General features: G+C 39.8%; 24 protein-coding genes, 1 other RNA gene and 2 pseudogenes. 23 read left to right on the top strand and 4 right to left on the bottom strand.

Annotated features, from left to right (window positions below):
• Positions 1-130 precede the first annotated feature (130 nt).
• The 22 genes and pseudogenes from hypB (BMX21_RS04460) to BMX21_RS04355 all read left to right on the top strand — a co-directional run bounded on the left by hypB (BMX21_RS04460) (position 131) and on the right by BMX21_RS04355 (position 21,233).
• Positions 131-802, top strand: coding sequence for a hydrogenase nickel incorporation protein HypB (hypB, locus tag BMX21_RS04460; RefSeq protein WP_022753625.1), 672 nt, complete (start codon positions 131-133; stop codon positions 800-802).
• A gap of 132 nt (positions 803-934) precedes the next feature.
• Positions 935-1,594, top strand: coding sequence for a hydrogenase nickel incorporation protein HypB (hypB, locus tag BMX21_RS04455; RefSeq protein WP_022753624.1), 660 nt, complete (start codon positions 935-937; stop codon positions 1,592-1,594).
• An 86-nt stretch (positions 1,595-1,680) separates the two neighbouring features.
• The gene (locus BMX21_RS04450) at positions 1,681-4,485 is read left to right on the top strand and encodes an FAD-dependent oxidoreductase (RefSeq protein WP_092042030.1); all 2,805 of its coding nucleotides are present in this window, start codon (positions 1,681-1,683) and stop codon (positions 4,483-4,485) included.
• A gap of 173 nt (positions 4,486-4,658) precedes the next feature.
• On the top strand, positions 4,659-5,018 hold the full coding sequence (locus BMX21_RS04445; protein WP_022753622.1) for a hydrogenase maturation nickel metallochaperone HypA: 360 nt from the start codon (positions 4,659-4,661) through the stop codon (positions 5,016-5,018).
• Positions 5,019-5,132: 114 nt separating this feature from the next.
• Positions 5,133-5,585, top strand: a complete 453-nt coding sequence (gene dtd, locus BMX21_RS04440; RefSeq protein WP_092041800.1) for a D-aminoacyl-tRNA deacylase — start codon at positions 5,133-5,135, stop codon at positions 5,583-5,585.
• Between the two features lie 100 nt (positions 5,586-5,685).
• Positions 5,686-5,952: an acylphosphatase gene (locus tag BMX21_RS04435; protein ID WP_027216787.1), complete on the top strand. Its 267-nt coding sequence runs from the start codon at positions 5,686-5,688 to the stop codon at positions 5,950-5,952.
• Between the two features lie 8 nt (positions 5,953-5,960).
• The gene (locus BMX21_RS04430) at positions 5,961-6,866 is read left to right on the top strand and encodes a class I SAM-dependent methyltransferase (RefSeq protein WP_092041795.1); all 906 of its coding nucleotides are present in this window, start codon (positions 5,961-5,963) and stop codon (positions 6,864-6,866) included.
• Positions 6,867-6,880: 14 nt separating this feature from the next.
• Entirely contained in the window at positions 6,881-7,663 is a 783-nt protein-coding gene (locus tag BMX21_RS04425; RefSeq protein ID WP_022753618.1) for a Nif3-like dinuclear metal center hexameric protein, read from the top strand.
• 33 nt (positions 7,664-7,696) lie between these two features.
• A complete protein-coding gene (locus BMX21_RS04420; RefSeq protein WP_022753617.1) occupies positions 7,697-9,355 on the top strand; it encodes a nucleoside kinase in 1,659 nt (552 codons plus the stop codon).
• Between the two features lie 118 nt (positions 9,356-9,473).
• Positions 9,474-9,822: RNase P RNA component class A (gene rnpB / locus BMX21_RS04415), an RNA gene on the top strand.
• Positions 9,823-9,901: 79 nt separating this feature from the next.
• Positions 9,902-10,756 carry a S1 family peptidase gene (locus BMX21_RS04410; RefSeq protein WP_177173917.1) on the top strand — a complete coding sequence of 285 codons (855 nt, stop codon included), beginning with the start codon at positions 9,902-9,904 and terminating at the stop codon, positions 10,754-10,756.
• Between the two features lie 159 nt (positions 10,757-10,915).
• Positions 10,916-12,181, top strand: a complete 1,266-nt coding sequence (hisS, locus tag BMX21_RS04405; RefSeq protein WP_092041788.1) for a histidine--tRNA ligase — start codon at positions 10,916-10,918, stop codon at positions 12,179-12,181.
• Between the two features lie 1,141 nt (positions 12,182-13,322).
• Positions 13,323-13,874 (top strand): flavin reductase family protein, encoded by a 552-nt coding sequence (locus BMX21_RS04400; protein ID WP_022753611.1) that lies wholly within the window; start codon positions 13,323-13,325, stop codon positions 13,872-13,874.
• Positions 13,875-14,309: 435 nt separating this feature from the next.
• Positions 14,310-15,077: a nucleoside phosphorylase gene (locus BMX21_RS04395; protein ID WP_092041785.1), complete on the top strand. Its 768-nt coding sequence runs from the start codon at positions 14,310-14,312 to the stop codon at positions 15,075-15,077.
• A 739-nt stretch (positions 15,078-15,816) separates the two neighbouring features.
• Positions 15,817-16,008, top strand: coding sequence for a hypothetical protein (locus tag BMX21_RS18985; RefSeq protein WP_143057200.1), 192 nt, complete (start codon positions 15,817-15,819; stop codon positions 16,006-16,008).
• Between the two features lie 42 nt (positions 16,009-16,050).
• Positions 16,051-16,407 (top strand): helix-turn-helix domain-containing protein, encoded by a 357-nt coding sequence (locus BMX21_RS04385; protein WP_022753607.1) that lies wholly within the window; start codon positions 16,051-16,053, stop codon positions 16,405-16,407.
• A gap of 56 nt (positions 16,408-16,463) precedes the next feature.
• The gene (locus BMX21_RS04380) at positions 16,464-17,162 is read left to right on the top strand and encodes a metallophosphoesterase (RefSeq protein ID WP_092041779.1); all 699 of its coding nucleotides are present in this window, start codon (positions 16,464-16,466) and stop codon (positions 17,160-17,162) included.
• Between the two features lie 162 nt (positions 17,163-17,324).
• Entirely contained in the window at positions 17,325-18,161 is an 837-nt protein-coding gene (locus BMX21_RS04375; protein ID WP_092041774.1) for a TIGR02452 family protein, read from the top strand.
• Positions 18,162-18,244: 83 nt separating this feature from the next.
• Positions 18,245-18,325, top strand: a pseudogene (locus BMX21_RS20150) (IS200/IS605 family transposase); the annotation flags it as partial.
• Between the two features lie 99 nt (positions 18,326-18,424).
• Complete coding sequence (locus tag BMX21_RS04365) at positions 18,425-19,408, top strand: transposase (RefSeq protein ID WP_242952873.1); 984 nt, start codon at positions 18,425-18,427, stop codon at positions 19,406-19,408.
• A 658-nt stretch (positions 19,409-20,066) separates the two neighbouring features.
• Entirely contained in the window at positions 20,067-20,483 is a 417-nt protein-coding gene (locus tag BMX21_RS04360; RefSeq protein WP_330390153.1) for a pyridoxamine 5'-phosphate oxidase family protein, read from the top strand.
• A gap of 96 nt (positions 20,484-20,579) precedes the next feature.
• Positions 20,580-21,233 carry an MmcQ/YjbR family DNA-binding protein gene (locus tag BMX21_RS04355; RefSeq protein WP_278303951.1) on the top strand — a complete coding sequence of 218 codons (654 nt, stop codon included), beginning with the start codon at positions 20,580-20,582 and terminating at the stop codon, positions 21,231-21,233.
• Between the two features lie 279 nt (positions 21,234-21,512).
• Here the strand turns inward: BMX21_RS04355 and BMX21_RS04350 are convergent, their stop codons facing one another.
• The 3 genes and pseudogenes from BMX21_RS04350 to BMX21_RS04345 all read right to left on the bottom strand — a co-directional run bounded on the left by BMX21_RS04350 (position 21,513) and on the right by BMX21_RS04345 (position 23,303).
• Complete coding sequence (locus BMX21_RS04350) at positions 21,513-22,400, bottom strand: hypothetical protein (RefSeq protein WP_092041770.1); 888 nt, start codon at positions 22,398-22,400, stop codon at positions 21,513-21,515.
• A gap of 9 nt (positions 22,401-22,409) precedes the next feature.
• Positions 22,410-22,544, bottom strand: a pseudogene (locus tag BMX21_RS19295) (TetR-like C-terminal domain-containing protein); the annotation flags it as partial.
• Positions 22,545-22,565: 21 nt separating this feature from the next.
• Complete coding sequence (locus tag BMX21_RS04345; protein ID WP_177173915.1) at positions 22,566-23,303, bottom strand: 4'-phosphopantetheinyl transferase family protein; 738 nt, start codon at positions 23,301-23,303, stop codon at positions 22,566-22,568.
• A gap of 121 nt (positions 23,304-23,424) precedes the next feature.
• On the opposite strand from BMX21_RS04345, the gene BMX21_RS04340 reads away from it, so the two are divergent.
• On the top strand, positions 23,425-24,777 hold the full coding sequence (locus BMX21_RS04340) for an HlyC/CorC family transporter (RefSeq protein ID WP_034488418.1): 1,353 nt from the start codon (positions 23,425-23,427) through the stop codon (positions 24,775-24,777).
• A gap of 175 nt (positions 24,778-24,952) precedes the next feature.
• Here BMX21_RS04340 and BMX21_RS04335 read toward each other — a convergent pair whose 3' ends face one another.
• Positions 24,953-26,092 carry a DUF4317 domain-containing protein gene (locus tag BMX21_RS04335; RefSeq protein WP_092041760.1) on the bottom strand — a complete coding sequence of 380 codons (1,140 nt, stop codon included), beginning with the start codon at positions 26,090-26,092 and terminating at the stop codon, positions 24,953-24,955.
• Positions 26,093-26,777: the final 685 nt, after the last annotated feature.

The raw sequence follows: 26,777 nt of genomic DNA, 5'->3' as shown, positions 1-26,777 counted from the left end.
CGATGAAAAAGGGATAACTGCACAAGTCTTCGATGTTATTTTTGAATGAAATGCTAATTGAAAAAAGGAAACTAACTATTTAAAATAAGTTTTCGAGTATGTTATAATTATGTCAGGAAAGGATACAGCAATGAGCGACAGAACATTTGAGATTTTGGAAACTAAAGAACGGGTTATTGCTGACAATGATGCAGAAGCATCCAAAGTCAGAAAACTCCTGGATGAACATAAGATATTTCTTGTAAATCTTATGGCATCTCCAGGCGCTGGGAAAACTACAACACTTGTACGTACTATAAATGCACTTAAAGATAAATACAGGATAGGTGTCATGGAAGCTGATGTTGACAGCGATGTAGATGCTAAAACTGTATCGTTGGCAGGAGCCAAGGTTATACAGCTCCATACAGGCGGAAGCTGCCATATGGATGCAGATATGACAAGAAGAGGCCTTGAAGGACTTGGACTTGATGATGTCGATGTAGTATTTCTTGAAAATGTCGGCAATCTGGTCTGCCCGGCAGAATTTGATGTTGGAGCCAATAAGCGCGTTATGATACTGAGCGTTCCGGAAGGTGATGATAAGCCGCTTAAGTACCCTCTTATGTTCAGCGTAAGCGACTGTATGCTCATTGGTAAGATAGATGTAGCTCCTGTGTTTGATTTTGATTTTGATGCTTGTAAGAAGAGGGTTAAAGCTCTTAACCCCGATATTGAGATAATAGAAGTCTCCTCTCTTAAAGGCGACGGATTTGATGAATGGATAAACTGGCTTACACAGCAGATTGAGAGGAGCAGATAGTGTGAAAAAATATATCGATATGACAATTTTTCACGCGACTATTTGATACGAGCCCAAATAGCCCTGATGGCAAATTCGAATCTGATATTCGGATTACCGGACTTACACAAGGACTCGTCATGGAGGAATAATATGAAGACAATTGAACTCAATGCTTCGGTCACAGCATCTAATGATGCAGATGCAGATGCTATGAGAATGGAACTTAAGGCAAAAGGAACTCTTCTTATAAATCTGATGTCATCACCCGGATCAGGCAAGACAACTCTTTTGTCAAGAATCATCAAAGATCTTGGTAAAGAAAAGAAGATAGGAGTTATGGAGGCAGACATAGCTTCTGATGTAGATGCATTAAAAATAGAAAACCTTGGAGCAAGAAGTATTCAGGCTCACACAGATGGAATGTGTCATATGGATGCAGGAATGACAAGACGTGCCATGGATGCTATGGGATGTGATGATCTTGATCTTATTTTCCTTGAGAATGTAGGCAATCTTATATGCCCTGCAGAATTTGATACAGGAGCAGGCAGGAATATCATGATACTCAGCATTCCGGAAGGTGATGATAAGCCTCTTAAATATCCACTCATGTTCGAAAAAAGCGATGCGCTTGTTATAACCAAGATGGATACTAAAGATTATTTTGACTTTGATCTTGAAAAGTGTATTGAAAGGGTAAAGCGTCTTAACTCGGATATTGCCATATTCCCTGTTTCGGCTAAGACAGGTGAAGGAATGGATGACTTTGAAGACTTTCTTTTAAGTCAGATGGCACTTTGGAAAGAATAAAAAAATTCAGGATGGCAAGGTCCTGATAATGTTTTTATAAAAAAAGGGTAAAGGTTAGGTAAGAGATGAAAGAACAGAAGAATCGTATGACTAATGAGGGGGATTTCGTGCAGGATCCTTCTTACAAGGCTAGGGATCCTGAGAAGGAGAAGGTCATCAAAAAACTTGGTGAGATGATAACAGATCGTTATGCTGTTAAGCTTACTCATTCGCTTGGTGTTGATGATCCTGAGTATTGGGCACTTGATGATGTGCTCACCAAAGAAGAAGCTAAATTTCTTCTTAGTTTCAAGAAGACACGTGTTAATTACAAGCCTGAACAGCTTGCCAAGATGAATAACATGTCACTTGAAGATACTCAGAAGATGATAGATCATCTTGTATGGATCGGTGTTCTTGAAATGAACAGAGAGAACCCCGAGCATACCAAGCAGTATGATGTTCCGATATTCGTACCGGGATCTGCAGAATTTATGATGATGCAGGATAAACTCACAGATGAGCATCCAAGGATTGCATCATTTTTCAACCTTATGACACAGATGCCTCTTGAAGGCATGACTCCCAATATCCCTATGGGCGGAGCCGGAGTCGGAATGCACGTCATCCCTGTAGAGAAAGCTATCCAGACGCAGTCACAGTCAGTTTCTGTAGAACACCTGTCACATTGGCTCAAGAAATATGACAAGTATTCAGTCAGCCAGTGTACATGTCGTAAGCAGCAGGAGATGCGAGGCGAAGGAAGCGGTGAAGTCAACGGTGAATTCTGTATCGGAGTAGGTGATATGGCAGAATTCCTCGTAGATAGAGGTACAGCTCGCTATATAACATACGAAGAAGCTCTTGAAGTATTAGAAAGAGGAGAACGTCACGGTTTCGTACATCAGACAACCAATATTGACGGAGAAGACAAGATCGTAGGTATTTGCAACTGCGCTCCCGGTGTCTGCAATGCCCTCCGTACATCTCAGCTTTATAATACACCTAATATGTCTAGAAGCGCATATCGTGCGCATGTTGAGACAGATAAGTGTGTTGCCTGCGGTAAGTGCGTAGAAGTATGCCCGGTAGGCGCAGCTAAGCTGGGACAGAAGCTTTGCAAGAAGGACGGATCTAAGGTAGAGTATCCACTTACTCTTTTGCCTGATAATACAAAATGGACAGCTGATAACTGGAACGTAAACTATAGAGAGGATGCTAAGATCAACTGTTACGATACAGGTACAGCTCCATGTAAGGCTAACTGCCCTGCTCATCTTGCTGTTCAGGGATACGTCAAGATGGCAGGCGAAGGCAGATATATGGATGCCCTTAAACTCATCAAGCAGGACAATCCATTCCCTGCAGTATGCGGAGCTATCTGCAACAGAAGATGTGAAGATGCGTGTACGAGAGGCACTATAGATAAGCCTGTAGCAATAGATGAGATCAAGAAGTTCATCGCAGCAAAAGAGCTTAACGAATCAGAAAGATATATTCCTATTTGTGAAAAAGATGATGGCGGTATGTGGGGCGCTGATTACAAGATGGCAGTTATTGGAGCTGGCCCTGCCGGCATGACATGTGCATACTATCTGCGTACCAGAGGATATGATGTTACTGTTTTCGAAAAAGAAGACAGAGCAGGCGGTATGCTCATGAATGGAATCCCTAATTTCCGTCTGGAAAAAAGTGTGTTAAAAGCAGAGATAGAAGTTCTCGAGAAGATGGGCGTAGAGTTCAGATTCGGCGTAGAAGTCGGTAAAGATAAGACTATAAGTCAGCTTAGAGAAGAAGGCTATAAGGCATTCTATATTGCTATAGGTCTCCAGGGTGGCCGAAAGGCTGGAGTTGCCGGAGAAGACGCAGAAGGTGTAGAATCCGGCGTATCATTCCTTAAGAGAGTTGCACTTGGACTTTCTAAGGATGGAAATTCAGATACTGTAAAGCTAAACGGAGATGTTGTAGTAGTTGGCGGTGGTAACGTTGCTGTAGACGTAGCAAGAACTGCTGCAAGAAGTACAGATGGTAAAGTTACAATGCTCTGCCTTGAATCAGAAAAAGAGATGCCGGCAGCAGCTGATGAAGTAGAAGAAGCGAAGGCAGAAGGAATTGAAGTCAAGAATGGATGGGGACCAAAAGAGATTCTCACCAAGGAAGTTGATGGACAGACTGTTGTAACAGGAATCGTGTTCAAACGCTGCACCAGTGTCAAAGATTCAGATGGAAGATTCAATCCTTCATATGATGAAAACGATACAATCACAATATCTTGCAGCAATGTACTTCAGGCAATCGGACAGTCTGCTGAGTGGGGTTCACTTTTAGAAGGAACCAAAGTTGAACTTGGCCGCGGCGGCACAGCTGTTCATGACAGCCTTACATTCCAGACAGGCGAACCGGATATCTTCGTTGGAGGAGACATAGGACACGGCGCTCGCTTTGCTATAGATGCAATTGCTGATGGCAAAAAAGCCTGTGAGTCCATGCATAGGTTCGTTCATAAGGGACAGTCACTTACTATCGCACGTGATAAGAGAGAGTTTATCGAACTTGATAAGGATGATATCAGTGTTGCAAGTTATGATAATACCCCTCGCCAGGTTGCCGGAGTAAAAGCAGGTGATGCAAAAGGAACCTATCATGATCTTAGAGAACCTCTGACACAGGAGCAGATAATTGCAGAGAGTAAGAGATGCCTTGGATGCGGTGCTACAACAGTTGATCTAAACCGTTGTATCGGATGCGGACTTTGTACTACAAGATGTGAATTTGACGCCATCCACCTTACTAGAGATCTTCCGGGGTGCACCAATATGATAAGGTGTGAAGATAAGATAGGACCTGTTGCCAAGTATGCGTTAAAGCGTAACTTCAAGATTCTTTTCTCTGGCGATAAGAATACAAAATAATTAAAGAATACAAATAATAAAGACTTCAAGAAAATAAAGACTACGTCATATGGTGTCAGAAGAGAATTTTGACATCCGGCTCATAATATGACCTTAAATTCAAATGTCTCTACGGATTCGTAGAGACATTTGAATTATAAAAAGAAAAAATACATTTCACGAGGAATTAGTATATGCATGAAATGGGAATTGTTACTCATCTTGCCAAAACGCTTGATGAAACAGCAATAGAGAATAACCTCACCAAGATAGGCTCAGTAACATTGCAGATAGGCGAAGTGTCAGGAATAATGACAGATTATTTTGTTGAATGCTGGGATTATTTCAAAGGCCGTCATCCGGTACTCAAAGACTCTACTCTTAAACTGGAACAGATACCGGCAGTCACCTGGTGCAACTCTTGTAAAAAAGAATATGAAACAGTAAAATACGGAAGAGAATGTCCCTACTGCCATAGCGGCGAAACCTGGCTTTTAAAAGGAAACGAATGTATCATTAAAGAGATAGAAGCTGAAGGGGGCAATAATCCATAATACAATAGCGAAGTAAGGCTTGAAAATGATTTGTTTTCAAACCCAAATTGGTGCCGCGAGCTCCACCAATTTGAACTATTAATCACTTGTATTGCTCGCGACATGAGGTTAAAAATGCGTTTTGTAATACAGGTAGTTACTGATTCACAGGTTACAGTTGATGGTGAAGTTAAAGGGAAAATAGGCAAAGGCTTTATGGTTCTCATAGGAATAGGACATGAAGATACTAAAGAAATTGCTGATGTAATGGTCAAGAAGATGTTAGGTCTTAGAATTTTTGCAGATGAAAACGGTAAGACCAATCTGTCTTTAGACAAAGTAGATGGACAGCTCCTTCTAATATCGCAGTTTACTCTCTATGCAGATTGCAGACATGGTAATCGCCCGGGATTTACTTATGCTGCCGGACCCGAGCTTGCCAACGATCTATATGAATATATAATTAGTAAATGTAAAGAGAAAGTACCTGTTGTCGAAAAAGGTGTATTTGGAGCAGACATGAAAGTGAGCCTTACCAATGATGGCCCATTTACTATTGTTCTTGATTCCAAAGATTTGATCAAATAAAGATCTTATAGGTAGCATAAGTATACTTATGATATATTGATACAATTATCTGCTTTTACAACAGTATATTATTACCCTATTGATAAGGGGATTTGATTACATGATCAGAAAAGAAATGGTATTTTATGGCGGCGTTCAAGGTGTTGGTTTTCGTTATACTGCTTATCATATAGCCAATAGCTTAGGGATTACAGGCTTTGTTCACAATGAATGGGACGGTTCAGTCAAAGCCCAGCTTCAAGGTGACAAAGAGCAGATCGATCTTTTTCTAGATCAGATCGGACGCGGAAGGTATATAAGTATTGATCGCATAGAGCAAAGAGATATACCTGTAGACGAGGATGAACGTACATTTAGGATTGAGTAAAAAGGTATATGAATAAAAAAGAATTAGAAAAAAATAGTCTTCCACCTATTTCAAACAGGCTCAAAACAGTAGCAGATATGGTGCCGGAAGGAAGTAAAATAGCGGATGTAGGGACAGATCATGGATTTGTCCCTATTTATCTTGCACTAAGTCATCGTATAGAACATGCCATTGCCATGGATGTACGAAAGGGACCGCTTGAAAGAGCAACTCTTCATGTAGAAGAGTATGGTCTTTATGACATGATAGAAACAAGGCTTTCAGATGGTCTTGAGAAGCTTAAGGAAGGTGAAGCTGATACAATGATCTGTGCAGGTATGGGAGGTCCTCTTATGAGAAGTATCCTTGAAAGTAATCCGCCGCGCAGATTCGGCCTTAAAACTCTTATACTTGAGCCTCAGTCTGAGATAATGAACTTCCGTATCTTTTTAAGAGAAAATGGATACGAGATACAAAAAGAAGATTTTCTCTTAGAAGATGGCAAGTATTATCCTGTGATCAAAGCCCATGTTATAGACCTTGAGGAACAGGATAATAAGGATAAGTATTGTAATAAAACTTATCGTGATAATATGACAGACACAAGTATAGAGACAGACACAGGTGTAGATACAGATATCGAGATATCAATGCTTCCTGATTCTTACAAAGATGCTATTTTTGAAACCGGAAAGCGCTTAAAAGATAAGAATATTATAGTCGCAGATTCTCAACTCGTAAGATTATGTGACCGTTTTGGACCATGTATATTATTATCTGGGAAGGCGGATTTTAAGAGCTTTCTTGTGCATGGCAATGAAGTCTGTGATACAATTTTAAGTAAGATAAAAGATGCTGGGAAGTCTCACCAGGGACGCTTTGACCAGGTATCTTTAGAACAAGCGGATATCAAAATGGCGCTCCATCTTTTTTGACAGGGGGAAAGAAAATGCAGTGTCGCGACATTATAGAACATTTAGAACAGTTGTCTCCGGTTTCCTTTGCATCAGACTGGGATAATGTAGGACTTCTTGCAGGTCGCAGAGAAAAAGAAGTCCAGAGAATTTTTATAGCGCTGGATGCAACAGATGAGATCGTTGATGAAGCAGTACGGGTAGATGCAGATATGCTCCTTACACATCATCCGCTTATTTTTAAAGGAATCAAAAATGTCAGCGACAGTGATTTTATAGGCCGTAGGATATTAAGACTTATACGCTATGATATCAGTTATTATGCCATGCATACTAATTTTGATGTTATGGGGATGGCAGATGCGGCAGCAGATGAGATGAAGCTTGAACATAGAGAAGTGCTTGACGTCACTTATGAAGATGATCTGTCGAGAGAGGGAATAGGTCGGATTGGCGATCTTCCTTCAAAGATGTCGCTTATAGAATGTGCCCGTTATGTTAAGGAGTGTTTCCATATAGGGAATGTTCGTATGTACGGCGATCCAGCCAAGAAAATAAAAAGAGTTGCCATATGTCCGGGTTCAGGATCTGACGTAATTCAGAATGCTATAGACAAGAAAGTTGATGTGCTCATAACAGGAGATATAGGTCACCACGACGGAATAGATGCAGTGGCATGCGGACTGCCTGTTATAGATGCAAGTCATTACGGACTTGAGAAAATATTTATACCTTACATGAGGGACTTTTTGCACAGAGAACTTCCAGGACTTGAAGTAATGTGTGCTGAGTACAAGCCGCCATATCAGGATATTTGATCTTATGCATTAATTATTAAGGAGGTATTAATTATGCCTACATTAGTGATTCAGGGTGAGAGAAAAGAATACGCGAAAGGAACTACTTTTGAAGAAATAGCTAAGGAGTATCAGGTTCGCTTTACTAATCGTATAGGACTAGTGATATTTAATGGCAAGATCCGTGAACTCTTTAAGAAAGTTGAAAATGATGGAGTCCTTTCTTTTGTTACGATGGATGACAGTATAGGACACAAGACATATGGAAGAACAGCTATTATGATGCTCATCAAGGCAGCACATGATGTTAATCCAAATGTACGTACAAAAGTCGAGTTTACAATAGGATACGGATATTACTGCACATTTAAGAACAAGGACAAGGAAATTGAAAATGTCAGTGATGATTTTGTCAAAAAGTTGCAGGCCCGCATGGAAGAAATGCGTGATCAGGCTCTTCCTATCACCAAGAAGACATATCCTATTGACGACGCTATGGAGATATTTAGTAAACAAGGAATGATTGACAAGGTCAATCTTTTTAAATATCGCAGAGCCAGCGAGATCAATGTTTATCGAATGGACGGATTCTGCGATTATTTCTATGGATATATGCTTCCTAATACATCCTATGTAGAATATTTCAAAGTTCAGAAATACCATGCAGGAGTATTGCTTGTTCTTCCTCCGGCATCAAGCCCCAATGAGATCAGAACTTTTGATCCCAGAGAGAAAGTTTTTGAGCAGATGATTCTGTCTAGTAACTGGGGCCATATGATGGGAATAGAGAATGTAGGTGATCTCAATAACGCCATATGTTCCGGAAGGCTCAGTGATCTTATTCTCGTTCAGGAAGCTCTTCAGGAGCACCGTATTGGTAAGATAGCAGAGAATATCTATTCATCTCCTCATGTTAAGTTTGTCATGATTGCAGGGCCCAGTTCTTCCGGTAAGACAAGCTTTTCGCACAGACTTGCTATACAGCTTCGTACACACGGCCTTGTGCCTCATCAGATATCACTTGATAATTATTTTAAAAATCGTGAGGATACGCCGCGAGATGAAGATGGCAATTACGATTTTGAATGCCTTGGAGCTATGGATATAGAGCAGTTCAACGAAGATATGACCAAGCTTCTTAACGGTGAAGAAGTGGACCTTCCTGTATTTAACTTCCTTACAGGTAAGCGTGAATATACCGGCAATCCAATGAAACTTGGCGAAGACGATATCTTTGTAATTGAGGGAATACATGGACTTAATGAAGAAATGAGCTATTCACTTCCCAAAGACAGTAAATACAAGATTTATGTAAGTTCGCTTACAACGCTTAATGTTGATGCACATAATCGTATCTCTACCACAGATGCAAGACTCATAAGACGTATGGTTCGCGATGCCAGAACCAGAGGTGCATCAGGCAAGAAGACAATATCTATGTGGCCGTCTGTAAGAAGAGGTGAGGAGAGGAATATCTTCCCGTTCCAGGAAAGTGCTGATGAGATGTTCAATTCAGCCCAGATATATGAGCTTGCAGTTCTTAAGAATCAGGCTGAACCGCTTCTTTTCTCTATCACCAAAGATGATCCGGAATATTATGAAGCCAAAAGACTTCTTAAGTTCCTTGACTACTTTATAGGTATTGACTCTACAGAACTTCCTCACAATTCAATTGTCAGGGAATTTGTAGGCGGAAGCATATTTAATGTTTGATTTAAACAAGATGATATAAAAGTTAATATAAAAGATTGCTGGTTAGATTCAAGATTTTGAATCTGAATGCTATATATTATCTTGACAACTTTACAACTAAAGGCGTAAATTAAATATCTGAGCAGACTAGATGATCGCGGCTGCAATATCCGAAAGGGTGCAGGTGAGGAAAGTCCGGGCTTCAAAGGGCAGGATACCGGATAACGTCCGGCGGAGGTGACTCCCGGGATAGTGCAACAGAGATATACCGCCAACTTTTGTTGGTAAGGGTGGAAAGGCAGTGTAAGAGACTACCGTGCGGGTGGTAACATCCGTAGCCATGTAAACCCTATCCGAAGCAAGACCGAATAGAAAGCTATGGGCCGGCCCGGTCCGCTTTCAGGTGGGTCGCTTGAAGCGTCTGGCAACAGGCGTTCTAGATAGATGATCATCCTAGACATAACCCGGCTTACAGGTCTGCTCTTCTAAAAAAATATGAGCAAAAATATATCACAACAAGCCAAAAAGATATCCCTGTCAGTATTTCTGCTGGGGATATTTGTATTTGTGGCAATAATCACACTACAATTTGATGATTTCAAAGAATTCATAGGCTTTTCCAAAAATAAAGGAACCCCTATGACTATTCTCGATGAACCTGATCTTGGCGCCTCTTTTGAAAATGCTAAGCAGACAATGGTTCAGATCCATATATATACAGATCTTTCAGGCAGTGTATATTCTGATGCCTCGTATACTAGTGATACAGATTATTATACTTTGGATTCTAATTCTCAGGTAGTTAATCCTTCCATAACAGATCCTTCGATATACGGAAGTTTTGGAAGCGGATGCATATGGGAATATGATGAAAATACTATTTTAGTAGCTACCAATTATCATGTTATATCCCAGGTAGTTACTAAAAATGCTCTTGGATATGTAGTTTTTTATAACGGCGTGATATCGGAATTTACAGTGGAAGCTTTTGATGATGATGCAGACTGTGCCTTTTTGTCTGTTGATTCATCCTGTATGGATGAAGATGAGCTAAAACAGCTTCGATGTGTAGTCCCCTATGATAGTCAGACAACTGTATTATCTGCAGAAGAACCCATGTTTGTAATACATTCCAAAGAGATAATGCGTCAAGACCTTGTGTCAGGCAATACGACTGGTATGATTGCTGATACATCTTATGCTGGATACATTATGGAACCATCAGTTTATGTTTCTGCGCTCCTTCAGGATATGCTCTACTGCAGATGTAGCGCAGACGCAGGCATGAGCGGAGGTCCAACCTTTGATGCATATGGTCACTATATTGGTATGCTCACAGGAGCAACAGATCAAGGCGAGACAGTAAGTGTACTGCTTTCAGATGTAGAAGAGATTTACTCTCGGATCCAGACAGGACAATAAACGTACTGTATTAAGAGATATAACAGATTTACTTGCAGATCAAATCGAGACGCAAAATGCTTGCCTGCTTTACTAGACTAAAGGAATATGTTATAATTTGCGACTGATAGAAAATTAAAGTCTATAATAATCAACAGATAGAAAGAAGAGGAAATATTCATGGCTCTTATTAAAAAGCCCGTAACAGGAATGAAGGACGTGCTTCCTGCAGAGATGCAGCTGCGCGACTATGTAATTGGTGTGATCAAGGAGACATATGCCAGATATGGTTTTACAAGTATAGATACACCTTGCGTTGAGTCACTTGCAAATCTTAATTCCAAACAGGGCGGAGATAACGAAAAGCTTATATTCAAGATCATGAAAAGAGGCGAGAAGCTTCGCCTTGCTGAAGCTAAAGAGGAGAATGATCTCACAGATTCAGGACTTAGATATGACCTTACCGTACCGCTTGTACGTTTTTATGCTAATCATGCCAATGAACTTCCATCTCCTTTTAAGGCACTGCAGATGGGATATGTATGGAGAGCTGACCGTCCTCAGAAGGGAAGATATCGTCAGTTCATGCAGTGTGATATAGATATCCTTGGTGAGCCTTCTAACCTCGCAGAGATAGAGCTTATCCTTGCTACAACATCTACTCTTGGCAAGCTTGGCTTTAAAGGATTCCAGATCCGTATCAATGATAGAAGGATTCTTAAGGATATGGCAGCATATGCCGGATTCTCAGAAGAGTCATATGATTCTGTATTTATTACAGTTGATAAGATGGACAAGATTGGCCTTGAAGGCGTAGAAGCTGAACTTATCGAAAACGGATATTCTAAAGAGTCTGTAGATAAGTATCTTGGTCTTTTCAAGGGACTTGAAGTTAACAAGGGTATCGAAGGACTTAAATTCCTTGCTGAAACACTTGGAGATTTCCTTGAAGCAGATGCAAAGCTTAATCTTGAAGAGATAATCTCAAGCGTAGATGCCAATAAGGCAGCAGAGTTTGAAATAGTATTTGATCCTACTCTTGTAAGAGGAATGAGCTATTATACAGGAACTATTTTTGAGATCGCAATGCCTCAGTATGGAGGAAGCTGCGGTGGCGGTGGTCGTTACGACAAGATGGTAGGCAAGTTCCTGGGTCAGGAGACTCCTGCATGCGGATTCTCAATTGGATTTGAGAGAATCATAATGATCATGATGGATGAGGGATTCAAGGTTCCGGGCGTTTCAGATAAGACAGCATACCTTATCGAGAAGGGTATTAGCGGACAGATGCTTTCAGATATTCTTGGACAGGCTCAGGAAGCTCGTAAGAATGGTGAGCAGATACTTGTGGTTCGTATGAACAAGAATAAGAAATTCCAGAAGCAGGCCCTTGAAGAGCAGGGTTACAATAACTTTAAGGAATTCTATAAGAATCCTCTTAACTAAAAAATAAAAGTACAAAGATGTACTTCTATTCCCGACGTTACAGGACGTAAAAAGGGAATGTCCAGAAGTACAAAGATGTACTTCTATTCCCGACGTTACAGGACGTAATAGGGGAATGTCCAGAAGTATATGGATGTACTTCTATTCCCGTCTCTTAAGGGTGTTAATGAGTAATAGGACCAGTATTTATACGGATTTGAGACGGAATAGTTTCAAATTGTCCTGATATTTATATGTAATTTTTCGGGCGCCGATTTGCGGCGTCCGTATTCTTGAATGTAACATCTATTGAAATCATTTATAAACCGCTTATTGCGGTGCCACTCATCGTTCTGATGCGTGGAAATTTCCAAATTATGCCTTCGGCATTCAAATATTTAAATTTAGGGCATACTTTTTGTGCCTGTGGGAGAGATTCATGATGCTAAGTGAGTACCTTGTGAGGCAAGATATGCCCTAAACGAGATAGATACAGTAGCGTGGGGCATAGAATTGTGTGCTAGGAGGAGAGTTGATAGGGTTGCCAGGGGGAGAGTATGCCCTAGACAAGTTAGATATATTAGTATAGGGCATAGAACCACATGCTAGAAACTTGACTTGCAGGTGCTTCACAGGCAAATGTATGCCTTACGATGATGAAAAATAGCTATGCGAAGGCATATTCAAGCTAATAATACCCAATATTCCACAAAAGTCATTAGCAATAAACATCTATGAAAAAGGAATGAAAGATGTTGCTTGAATGATTCTGCATTGATTAAAATAGATACAAAAAGTGGCGAAGGATGACGCTGATAAAGCTCTTTTCCACCGTTGAAGTGGTTAGGGCCAAAGATAAAAACAAGGTCAAAAACAAAGGATAAGAGAAAAATCTCCATCCTGTGGAGGACTGAGTTAAATCATCTTTTAGAGAGAAATGATCTTCCCAAATATAGAGAAAAGAGCAAGCTGTTCATTCAGGAAAAGCTCATTTAAAAAGTTCCCGGTGAAATCCTGTGGAAGCAGGCATATGAGGAATTGTTTGAGAGAGACTATAACACAATAGCGGAAGAAATTGAGACCTATAGAAAGAATCGAAGAAAAGCATAGAAGGATGGAAGTATATTAAGTTAAAATAGTTTTGTGTCAAAGGAGGAAACAGATGAGCAGAGTTAATTTTGGAGCAAAACCACTAATGTACCCGCAGCCGGTTCTTATCATTGCAACATATGATGAGAATGGAGTACCGAATGCTATGAACGCAGCCTGGGGTATAACCACTGACTTTAAAGAGATTTCAATCAGCCTGTCTGAACACAAGACTACTGACAATCTCGCAAAGAGAGGTGCTTTCACAGTAAGTCTTGCTACTGAAGACCAGGTAATTCCCTGCGATTACGTTGGAATAGAATCAGGAAGAAAAGTACCTGACAAATTTGAAAAGGCCGGATTCCACGCAACAAAGAGTGAGTTTGTTGATGCACCTTTGATTGATGAACTTCCTGTTGCTCTTGAGTGTAAGGTAAAGAGCTTTGAGGATGGCATTCTGATTGGAGAAATCGTAAATGTCTCTGCAGATGAAAGCGTAGTGACAGATGGAGCGGTTGATATCACCAAACTTAAGCCTATAAGCTTTGATCCATTTGGTAATGGATATTACGGAGTTGGAGAAAAGGTGGGCAATGCTTTTAAGGATGGCGCAAAGCTGAAGTGATAAAGAGATTTAAAGAGGGGCAAAAAGTTATTGACAGCTAACAGGGCTATGTCTATACTTACAACTAATAATCTTGGAGGAATGCCAGTTATATGACAAATACACGTCTCGTCAATAGAATGGTGGTCAATTATGTGTTCGTGGAAAATATTCAGGGGCTTAGATTACCATGCGAGATGAGGCCGTGCTATATGATGAATCTGTAAACTTTTTGATTCATTAAACAAGTGTATTAAGACCTTATCAAGCTAAAATAGTTTTGATAAGGTCTATTTTTTACATTCAGGAGGAGAACACTATGAAAATTGCAGAAGAAATGTTAACGCTTAATGATGGAAGAACTCCAAAGGCATTCAAACTGAAGGACGGAACATACATTGATGAAGTTAATATGATTTTGTTTCTGTGATTTAAACACGAAGATCGGAGGTTTCTATGATAATACAAAATGAAATACCATTATTGGAATATGATGACAGTTCATCGGAAGTTATAGCTCCTGAGCATGACTGGACAGCTGAGAGATTGCCGGAGAAGTGTTTATTTGCATTCCTTGGAGATGTAGTCCATAAATACGCCAAAGAGAATAATGCAGCTATGGTAGAAGAGCTTATTACAGTCTCTCACAATATAAAGATATATGTACTACATGAGGAAAAAGAAGATATATGTCTGGTGCAGTCACCTATAGGCTCGGCATCAGCAACGCAGGTTCTTGATACACTTGTTAACTGTGGATGTACGAAGATAATTGCAGTTGGTTCTTGCGGAGTTCTTGCGGATTTTCCGGAGGATGCTTTTATTGTTCCGGTAAAGGCGTTGAGAGCTGAAGGTACTTCATATCACTATCTTCCAGCATCCAGATATATTGAACTTGATCAGGAACCGATAGCAGCTATCGAAAGCTCATTTAATAAACATGATCTTCCGTTTGTAACCTGTACAACCTGGACAACAGATGGCTTTTTCAGAGAGACCAAGGATATGGTGAGATACCGCCTTGAGGAAGGCTGTTCTGTGGTGGAAATGGAATGTGCAGCCCTTGCAGCATGCTGCAGGAAACGTGGAGCGAAGTTTGGACAGTTCCTGTTCACTGCTGATTCATTGGCTAATGTGCATGAGTATGATGCCAGGTCATTTGGTACAGGGTCCCATGAGAAAGCATTATTGCTTGGACTTGATGTTTTGAGAGATTATAACTAAGATAATAGAGGCTTTTGGCCTAACTCCAAATGAGAAGGAAGAAAAGGAATATCGCTTTGGGGGCTGATTATTTTATACTACAAATATAATGACAACTAAAGTTGCCGGTGTTACTATACTATATAGAAAGAGATAAGCGGAGCAGATAAGATCTCCCGGAAAGGAAAAGAAAGAGACATGACAACAATGAATCGCAATTATTGCCTCTATAGCGAAAGTTATGAATCATCACTCCAGAGCAAATCAGAGTGGATGTTTAATTTCATGCGCTCATTTAAGGATAGGCAAATGCGAGAAAATGTTGTTTTGGCAAAGAGCCGGATAGTATAGAGAACGGATCAGAAGCTTATAGATAAACATGTTTGAGTACCGCTTACCTTAGATGAAAAAGGCAAGCGGTTTTTCTTTTGCCTAAAAATATGCAGAGTTGGCGTGGTTGGTACAGCATCGGTCTTGAAAACCGACATTCCTCACGGATATCTGGGTTCGATCTACGCTCCGCTCCGGTCGTTGCTAAGCAGATGTCCCCCGGACATCTAGCAACCCTCTGTGTCCGCTATTCCAGGATAGCGTGGGAGGTAGAGCATCCGCTTCATACGCGGAAGGTTATGGGATCCCTCGCAGAGCTCGGAGTCGCAAGCATGGCATCCCCCGGATGCCTGCTACCCGTTTCTGGGACTATTATTTAATCATTTTTATAGAGCAATTTTCTAATTTATCAACCACGGGTTTATATACAATGGAATTAATCTACAATACAATATATATGAGAAAAGGAATAGGTTTATTGATTACATGGTATGTGCCGGAATATAAAGAGATAGAAGACCGATATTTTGAAGAAAGTAAGAAACTTGACCAATATAGAGACGAGTGCAAGGACAGAGCTATTGATATGTTTAAAGAATGGTTTTGGGACCTTTGGGATTGATGAAAAGATTACATTCAGAGTAGACATAGAGGGAAAATATTTATGGATGAAAGATATGAAAAAATAATGGAAATCATTGAAATGAATAGATTTCGGCAGAGACTGGGACTATTGGATTACATAGCATGCTGGGAAGAACCTGACAGGGTAAAGGGGCTTGATCTTGAAGCTACAAAGAAAAAGGTGTGTGATCTTATTAAAGCAAAGGGGTTAAAAGATAAGACTATCGCTGATAAATTGGGTATTACTCCACAGGCGGTTAATAAATGGCGCCATAAAGGATCATTTTTCGTGATTGAAAACCTTTATGTTCTCAGCGGTCTCTTGGGTGTAAGTGTTGATAAACTTTTAGTTCCTGTAGCCGTAAAGAAATGGGAAGTACTGATTGAGAAAAGATGAGAGTCTTGATATTAGTGAAGTACTGAAACAGATGGAATAATTGGAGATTTTTTGAAATGAGCAGAGTACTTGTGATTCCTGATGTACATTTAAAGCCATGGATTTTTGATATGGCTGATAGAGTTGATGAGAACAGCTACGATGACATCGTGATTCTTGGAGATCTGGTAGATGATTGGGGAAAGGAAAATGATTTATACGCATATAACGAGACTTTGGACAGGGCTGCTGAATTTGGCAAAGAGCATGATCAGTCATTGTGGTGCTATGGTAATCACGATGTATCTTATCTTTGGGATGCCATGGAATCGGGATATTCTGTCCAGGCAAGGATAACTGCTATTGAAGGCATTACCAGACTGGAACGTGTTCTTGAAGAACGTTTTAGATTTATCCATAAAATTGATGATGTGCTATTCAGTCATGCCGGTCTTACGGAAAGTTTTGTCTTTCAGACGTGTGGATATCATATGAAAGAGATAGAGGATATCCTTGCAAGGATTAACCGTATGGGTAAGCAGGAACTGTGGAGGGATAATTCACCAATTTGGGCAAGACCTCAGGCTGATTTTTACAGAATGTTCAGGGATGATCTCTTTTATCAGGTTGTGGGACATACACCTGTAGAGGAACCACTTGATCTGGGAGGAGTACTGACGCTGGATCTTTTTTCAACATACTCAAATGGGGATCCGTATGGTAACCAGAAGCTGTATATTGTGGATACTGCAACCCGGAAGTTTGAAGAAGCATAATTATTTTTGCTGATTTAGAAAAAAGTGCTTTACAGATCCACTGGTATGTGAAGCAAGAGGAATCGTAATCGATGTGGTTCAGCTTTCTGTGGTCTGCTGGCCGTTTGATAAGTTTTTTAATGTACAGGAACAGTACGCCAATAATTAACTTTAGGAGGAAAAATGGGACGAGATGAGAATGTCATTATCTTCAGAAACACAGAGAAGATGTGCAATGAGAACAGCAGGCTTAAAGAATCTATAAGGAAAGCGAGAAATGGTCAGAAACTGATTCTGGCTGGAGAGCCATTGCCCTCTTTTAACAGAAGTAGATATACAGACAGGGTCAGCCTTACTGTATCTAAGAAAAGAACTTTAGAGGCTGCGGCAGCTTATAAAAACATGAGAGTTGCTGTTCATAATTTTGCTTCTGCCACAAATCCTGGTGGAGGTGTAACTAAAGGGTCTACAGCACAGGAAGAATGCCTGTGCAGATGCTCTGCTTTGTATGAAATGCTTAATACGAAGGAAATGTGGGATGGTTTCTATAATCCGCATAGAGCTGCTTCTGATCCGGTTCATAATGATGACATAATATATACTCCGGGAGTTGTAGTGTTTAAGACAGATACGTCAGCTCCTGTTACCATGCCTGAATCGGAGTGGTATGAAGTAGATGTGATCACTTGTGCGGCGCCAAATCTAAGGGACAATCCCAGCAATCCATATAACCAGAATGATGGAATGAGAAAAGTGAAAATTTCAGATAACGAGCTACTGGAGATTCATGAGAAGAGGCTGAGACGTATATTGGATGTTGCTGCATATAATGATGAAGAAGTAGTTGTACTGGGAGCTTTTGGATGTGGAGCATTTCAAAACAAACCTGAGGTTGTTGCAAGGGCTGCAGCGAATGTTATAGGAGATTATCTGAATGCATTTAGGATTATTGAATTTGCAGTATATTGCAGTCCCAGAGATTTAAGGAATTATGATGTGTTTAAGAGAGTGATCCATTAGAGAGCTTACATGATGAACTGAGTGGAGAATTAGCTATTTTATGGCTTTGAAGCTCGACATATACTACGCTAACGTTCTTGACTCCATCATATTTTGTAGCAACTGTAAGTGAGTGCACTAAAGAGCAGGTCACTAATTATATAAGCAGTCAGAAAGAAAAGTAACACATGAAGATATACTCCACGTATTCCGTTAAAATAAAACAATACAATCATATATTTTCTGAGACAGTAACTATATACAGGGACGCTGTCAATTTTCTTATGGATGTATGTCTGGCTGAATGGGACCTGGTTTCTGCCATAAAAGGTAATCAGGCTCAAATGATGCATGTAGAGTCGCTTTGTCATAAAACCAAAGAGAACTCTTCTCCTAAATACGATTTCGATTCCAGATTCTATAAGATGCCGTCATATATACGCAGAGCAGCAATATCTGAAGCTATAGGCAAAGTATCATCTTATAAGTCTAACCTTGCTAACTGGAAGTTAAATCCTACAGGTAAGAAACCTACTCTTAATAACTGTGGGTACGTGTATCCATCCTTATATCGCATAGGGATGTATAATCTCACAGACGATTATTCTGCACAGATTAAGATATACCATAACAACACATGGAATTGGCTATCCATTAGTCTTCGCAAATCAGACATGGATTATATCTATCATAGGTGTAATGGTCGTAAGATGTGCGCTCCTACGCTTCAGAAACGAGGTAAAGAATGGTTTTTAGACTTCCCGTTTGAAGAAAAGGTTACTCTTACAGATACAAACGGCCTTGTGGTTGGCGTTGACCTTGGTTTAAATTCAGCATGTACGTGTTGCATCATGGATTCAAAAGGCACTATCTACGGCAGACGTTTCCTTGGACTGCCAAGTGAAACAGACCGTTTGAACCATGCTGTAAACCGTATAAAGAAAGCCCAGCAGTATGGCAACCGTAAGATGCCGAGGCTGTGGGCTAAAGCTAAAGGTATTAACGATGACATAGCTGTTAAAACAGCTAACTTTATCATAGATACAGCCGTAATGTACAATGCTGACACCATAGTTTTTGAACACTTGGACCTTGCAGGTAAAAAGCGTGGCTCTAAGAAACAAAAGCTCCATATGTGGAAGGCAAAGTACGTGCAATCTATGGTAACAGACAAGGCTCACAGACTTAGTATGAGGATATCTCATATTTGCGCATGGGGGGACATCACGACTAGCTTTCGATGGCAGTGGCAGAGTTCTTCGAGGTAAGGACGCAGATATGCCCACATACAGTTTGTGTAGATTCCAAAATGGCAAAACATACAACTGCGATCTTAATGCTTCGTATAATATAGCAGCCCGCTATTATATACGAGAAATTTTTAAATCCTGTTTGGTGACGGACAGGTTGGACATTGAGGCTAAAGTCCCTCAGTGCTCTAAGAGAAGCACCTGCACGTTGGCTGACCTTATTAGCTTAAATGCGGTCTTAGACAACATATTAGTTGCCTAAGTACTGAGTTTTAGCTGTATGGACAGAAACGCAGTCCAATGCCCTAAAAGGCAACCACAACGTAGATTGTGGCAATAGGAAGCACGCGACTTTAGTCGTGTGAGGCTTCACTCCACAGGTAAAAGAAAATGCAATACTGGTCGGAAAAATGATAACAATGGTCGAAGGCACTTTAGCTAATACTACAGGGCGGATGTAAGCGATAACAGTATAGTAGAGCTTTGGAAACATGATATAGAAGCAGGCAAACTATAATCTACTAGCTTTGCTTATGTTTAAAAGAGCTGAACAAAGTATAGAGTAAATACCGGTAAAAAGTATGATATTACCGATATTTACTTGGATTAATTCTATGTACAGAGTATATTTAAAGATAGATGGAAAAGAAGTACCGGTAACATGGGAGAATAAAAAATTACAGCCTTTATTGAGGGGCATAACACATGTACTTTGGCAACAGCTTCTGAAGGACATACAAGATGCACACCGATAGAATACAACTTCGTGGATAACTGTTTCTATTTTTTCTCCGAAGGTGGATTAAAGTTCCGTGGACGTAAGAAAAACAAGCATGTGGGAATGGCAATCTATGAGCCATACAACGGATTCGGTAATCTAAAGAGCCTACAGATTGAAGGAATGGCAAGTCTTGTGGAGCCTTTCAGTGAAGAGTACTTAAAGGTCATGGAATATAAAAAGATTCCGGAAGAAGCTATGAGAAATCTTCCGCAGCCAATGGCTCTTATAAAGGTTGTTCCGGAGGTATTTGATCTGTTGGATTCTGAACTTAAGAAAGAAGACTTTGGCAGCAGGCAGCACTATGTAGTGTAAAAGAGGCAAGACATGAGGGATAAAATCGCAAAGTATTTAAAGAAAAAATATGGTACGGAGCCAGAATATCTTTGAAAGAGATACCCAAGATTTGCTGTGTTCCGTCATGATGATAATCGTAAATGGTACGCAGTGATTATGAATGTAACCCCAGATAAGATAGGTGCGATGGGATGCGATGAGATAGATATCATCGATGTAAAAATAGATGATCTTATGCTCAGGGATATATTGCTTCAGCAGGAAGGATATTATCCTGGCTATCACATGAACAAGGGCAACTGGATTACTATAGTTCTTGATGGCACAGTAGTATTTGATGAAGTTTGTCGCATGATTGACGCAAGTTATGAAATCACTGCGTCAGCAAAGAAAAAGCAGAAGTTTAGACAGCCTAAGGAATGGATTATTCCGGCTAATCCCAAGTATTATGATATTGAGCATGCATTTGATAACACTGATGAAATAGATTGGAAGCAGGGTGCCGGAATTATAAAGGGCGATACTGTCTTTATGTATGTTGGTTCACCGGTATCCGCAATTTTGTATAAGTGCAAAGTCACAGAGGTTGATATTCCTTGTGACTATGAGGATAAGAATCTTAAGATCACAGCACTTATGAAGATAAAGCTGCAAAAGAGATATAAGCCTGACAAGTTCACTTTTGACAGGCTGAAATCGGAGTATGGAATATATGCTGTGCGAGGACCTAGGGGGATTCCGAATAGTCTTAGTGCGGCGCTGAAATAAAGAGGAATAGGATAAGTGGAGTTTGTAGTTAAGCATTTTAATGAGCTCAGCACATTGTGGAGTTGTACCCAGTAGCAAACGCAGATCAGATAAAAAGACTTATCGGCGGAGCTTTTGGTACAGAAGTAAAGACGAAAAAGAAAAAAACTGACTATACAGCTACGCATATTTCCATGTGCATCTGGCGTCATTGGTGGGTTATGAGGTTATCTCAATGAAGGACCTTGATGGATTCAGTGATGAGACTAAAGAAATAGTAGAGCGTATGGTTAGATGAGTTCAGTTGTGGTTTTGTTTAAACCAGGTGCTTGACTTTATGATCATAGAGACTGCCATTATCAATACGATAGAGCATACTCCTAAGCCTGTAAGTGCGGTCATCTGCTTCCTGAAACTGATATCTTCTGCACCAAAACGGGCTGTCATTGCAATCTCAAGAGAAAGCATGGAGACAAGAGCTGCCGTGAAGCTGGAAATCCTGGCTGCGGTAAACATTGGATGAGTATGACCTCGATATTTTACAGCATTTACAGCTGTTGCGATTGTTGCATAAAAAGAATAAAAGGCCATCCCAAATATCAGAAGACCTGGATAATCAATTGTGCCTTCAAGTCTTGATGCCATCACTGTTATGAAGCAGAGAAATAAGTTTAGAACAAGAAGCTGGATTCCACAGAATCTGTAAGTTTTATACTCTCCGCGAAAGTCGTTACTTTCAGTATATATTCTGTCTGCTCTTATGATGAACAATCTTAAGATGGCAAGGAACAAGTAGTATAAGCCAAAAAGGATAAGCCATGCAGAGTGATATATTGTTCCGGTTGTGATCTTAAGGATCACATACAAAAGGTTTATAAAGGCCCCAATGTAAAGAACTGTCCTTATTCGAATAGCATCGTTAGTAATCCAGCTTCCTATAATTGGAAGTGATGTCAGCCATAAATAAAATCTGCTGTGAAGGAAAGATTTTTTCCATGAGGGGATAAGTCTTGTGATAGCAATACATGTTATTACAAGAGCATAGCTGGAAAGAAAGTATGCCAGATATGCCACCGGACCTGTGATTTCTTTTGCGAGCACAGCTCCGACTAATACATACAGTGGGATAGAAATAAGTATAGCGGTGGATGGCTTAGGAATAAAAAGCCTCTGTAATATTTTTTTCATAAAAATCCTTTAGTTTCTGCCCTGATACTCTGAACTGATAACCTGCGCTATTTCTTCCGGAGACTTGTCGCATCCATGATCAAGCCATATCTTTACTATGCGGTTAAAACCGCCTCTGAAGAACTCCATATGATACATAATGTCTTCACCATGGAAATCGTACTTTTAAAAATAGCACACATAACAGGCGTATCCGTCAGGGCACGCCTGTTTTTTTAAAGTTGCTATAACATTACCATTAAGATCTGTGATCACATTTTTGGTAATATCGGCATTGAAGTTCGAGATACCATATGACAACCCCCTGCCGTCGCATTTTATGAAAGCCTCTTTGGCAGACCAGATCTCATAAAAAAGGTTTTCTTTTTCCAAATTGCTAACAGCACTTTGAATGATATTGTTTTCAACTCTGGTATAGAAGCGATCTGCAATATCCAGAACATTTTTCCTGTCTTTAGCCTGAATATCTATTCCTATACTCTTACATTCCGCTGATGTAGCAGTTACAACGGCTGCATATGAACCGGAATGGGATATAGAGAACTTAAGATCCGGAGCTTCTGCAATATATGGCTTTCCGATGTCTTCACATTTTATACTGATTGGAAAAGTGATATTAAATAAGCCTGGATATTCCTTAGTACAATCATCGAAAATGTTTTTTTCTGATAGTCCTGGTATGCTTGAAGCATCCGACCTAGATGCAGTGTTTGTTATAGATAAATGATCTGAAGCGGATAAAGTATCCCTTAATTCTTTTACGATATCAGTTAGAAGAATAGAACCGGCAAGGCTTCTTAATCTGTCATCTTCATTCTTAAAAGATAAAAGATGTTCTTTTCTTTCCGGACTTATGCGTTCAAGGTAAGAGGCATAACGTTCTTCAAAACCCAGATTCTTCATACCTTGCGTGCTTTCTTTAAAGTTGTTAATATTTGAATAGTAAGCTTTCATATTTTTTATTGTATAAAAATATACTGAAGCTGAAAACCCATATATGATTATTTTAGGAGGCATATTTTATATGCAGTTAACCAAGGGATCTGTAATACAGCTTATTATACTTTTGATATTACTAGTATTGTCTTCTTTTTTCTCAGGAGCAGAATCTGCTTTTTCTACAGTTAACAAAATAGCGATCAAGTCACTTACGGATGATAAGGATGCAAGAGCCAAAAGAGCTGGAGTGGTTCTTTATATACTGGATCATTATCAGAAATTCCTCTCAACGATCCTTCTTGGCAATAATATCGTTAACCTCTCTGCATCAGCACTTATGACAGTGATAATAACAAAACTCTTTGGAAGTGCTATGGTAGGAGTAGGCACAGGAATACTTACAGTGCTTATTCTTATATTTGGAGAGATCACCCCTAAATCGGCAGCAACTGCCCAGTCTCAGAAAACCTGTCTTAGGTATGCATATATCATCAATTTTCTGATGGTCATATTCACTCCGCTTGTAGTCATAGTTGATGCACTCTCCGGAATTGTGCTTAATGCTCTGCATATAGACAGAGATGCACGTAAGTCCATTACCGAGAAGGAACTGAGAACCTACGTTGATGCCAGTCATGAAGATGGAGTCATAGAATCTGAAGAAAAAGAGATGATAATCAACGTGTTTGATTTTGGCGATACAGTAGCCAAGGATGTCATGATTCCAAGAATAGATATGTCCTGCGTTTCAGCAGACGCAGACTACGATGAGGTCAGGGCGGTCTTTCATAAAGATATGTACACGAGGATCCCGGTATATGAAGATAATCAGGACAATGTTATAGGGCTTATCAATATCAAGGATATTTTCTTTGTCAAAGATAAAGAGAATTTTCATGTTAAAAACTATCTAAGAAAAGCATATTATACCTATGAATTCAAGAAGACAGCAGATCTTATGGAAGAAATGCGCGCCAAGGCATATAATGTGGCCTTTGTGCTATCCGAATACGGAACAACAGTAGGAATGATCACGCTTGAAGACCTTCTTGAAGAGATAGTAGGTGAAATAAGAGACGAATATGATCAGGACGAGGCGCTTCAGATAAGAGACCTTGGAGATGGCAAGTACCTAATCGAAGGTGCTATGAAACTTGATGATATCAACAATGCCCTTCATACAGAATTTGAGAGCGAAGATTATGATTCTATAGGCGGACTTATGATAGGACAGCTGGACAGACTTCCATATAACCGCGAAGTAGTAAAACTTGATAATGGAATCACGCTGGCAGTAAGAGGAATCCGTCAACACAGGATCATGAAAGTACTTATGACCCTGCCTCCTGAACTTAGACAGATTCAGGCTGACAAGGATAAGGAATCTGATGAAGACAATTCCAAAGAATCCGACAGCAAGGATAATGAGAATTTGTGATTCGGATTTTTTCATGACCCCAGACATAATTATCTAAAACAATGCAATTCGAACAAATTTGTGATTCGAACTTTTTTCTTATGACAAAATACACCTCCTCTTTATGCTGGCTAAGAATGTGCAGCTACAAGATGAGGTGTTTTTTATAAGTCAAAATATAGTCTTGTATTTAAAGTCAATCATTGAATATTGTTCTGACATTTATTCCATTAACTTCGACGTGGTCATCAACCTTAATTACAATGCACTGTCTTCCATCAATGATCCTGGTTTCTACAAGATCTGTTCTTTCCGGATTGACCTTTATTTCTACATCAGGAGTTTCAATCCTGAATTTCTTGTCATTAGCAATGTTACTTGCAAGAAGAGGATAGTCTTCATTTTCACCGATGCAATTTTCGTAATTTTTGTTGAATCTTTCCATATTCTGTTCAGGAACACCAGCATCCTGAAGAAGGCTTCTAAGATCTTCTTTACCAATAGTAAGAGGAGTCTGGTCTTCTGCATGATCCTCTATCATCTGTTCAAGATTCTCATGAAGAGTCTTTATAGTGTCATAACTTCCTTCTTCGCCAATAGTATCAGTTATAATGGCATTAAATGTATCCTTCTGATCAGGCGCTGACATAGGCGGTCTTCCGCCAAAAAGTGCGGTAATGAATTCGGGCTGCAGATCTTCAGGCTTCTTGGTAAAGTAAAGCATGTTGTGAATGTCTGTGTTCCTGTCTATAAAAGCCGGGAACAGCATGCCTTTAGAAGGCGCATCTACAACCCAGTCTCTGAATCTATCTTCTATACGATTATCTGTCTCATTATATCCAAGACCAGCCTTAGAGAGCTTGACTGGACAGATGCTGCACAGTATATAGTCGTATACATCAGTAGAAGCGTCATCATTTTCTATATGGTCACTTGTTACGCCGGGAATATCATACATGGCATGAACAAGAATTATGTAATAGTTTTCAGCATTTACATAATTAGCTATAACCCTGTCATAGAATTCGTCTACAAGAGAATCGTCCTCGAGATGAGTATCGCGAAGAGCAAGAAGGAAATTCTGAGTACCACCTTCCTCTTCCTGATCCATAGGAAACTCAAGCGGGATAAGATTCTTACCTATAGTACCGGTAAGAGTGTGTTTGAAGATATCGAGATATTTATACATCTCTTCTTCCGGAATGGAGCCAAAAGCTCTCTTATCAACCATGAGCTTGTTTTTCTCATGATCTACATAACATCCGCAGATGCGATCGATAGTACATCTGTCAGGCGCAAACTGCTTCTTTATTTCTACAATTTCAGCTTTATTCATTAATTGATCCTCCTTATGAAAAAAATAGACTGCTGCATTAGATTGTAAATACCCTGTTAAAGTAACAAAGCATGATATCTGTATTTTTTTATTCTGGCATCCAAACTCACTTCGAGACAGTCTCGTGGATCCCATAATAAAAATCTCCATCTATCACGCTCATGAATTCTATAAAATGATTAAAAAGTGTGACAATGATATATATACTGCCACCCTCCGTAAAGGCTTTGAGGATGTTGGTTCGTCCAAGTGGGAAGTGTGAGCAATTATAAAGTACTCATCCCCTATAGTGATCTTTTGGCATTTTAGAGAACTTGATATTGTTGGAAATGCATTTTTTATTTTAACATAAAATATCGAACAAATAACAAAATACTCGAATTTCCTATTTGTAAAACGTAGCTCAAAGAGGTGTAGGGGGTTAAGATGGAATTTTAAATAGCTAAAAGCAAAAAGGTGCAGAAATATCTAATCAAACGTAGTCAAAAAAACTAAATAACGATTTATTCAAAAAATGTTTGACATCGGGCCTGTAAAGACATATAATCAATTTCGCTGTCGCAAATAACAGCTTTCCCTGAGGGTCGGGAGACCGCTTATATAGCTGCAAGGATAGCAAAAAAGATTATAAAAAAGTTCTTGACAATTACAAAGCAGCGAGTTAAGATATAACACGTTGCGGCGA

It is taken from the genome of Butyrivibrio sp. TB (genome assembly GCF_900110805.1).
Taxonomy (GTDB): domain Bacteria; phylum Bacillota; class Clostridia; order Lachnospirales; family Lachnospiraceae; genus Butyrivibrio; species Butyrivibrio fibrisolvens_C.
Note: the sequence above shows the minus strand (reverse complement) of the source record. Positions and strands in the feature narration are given on the sequence as shown.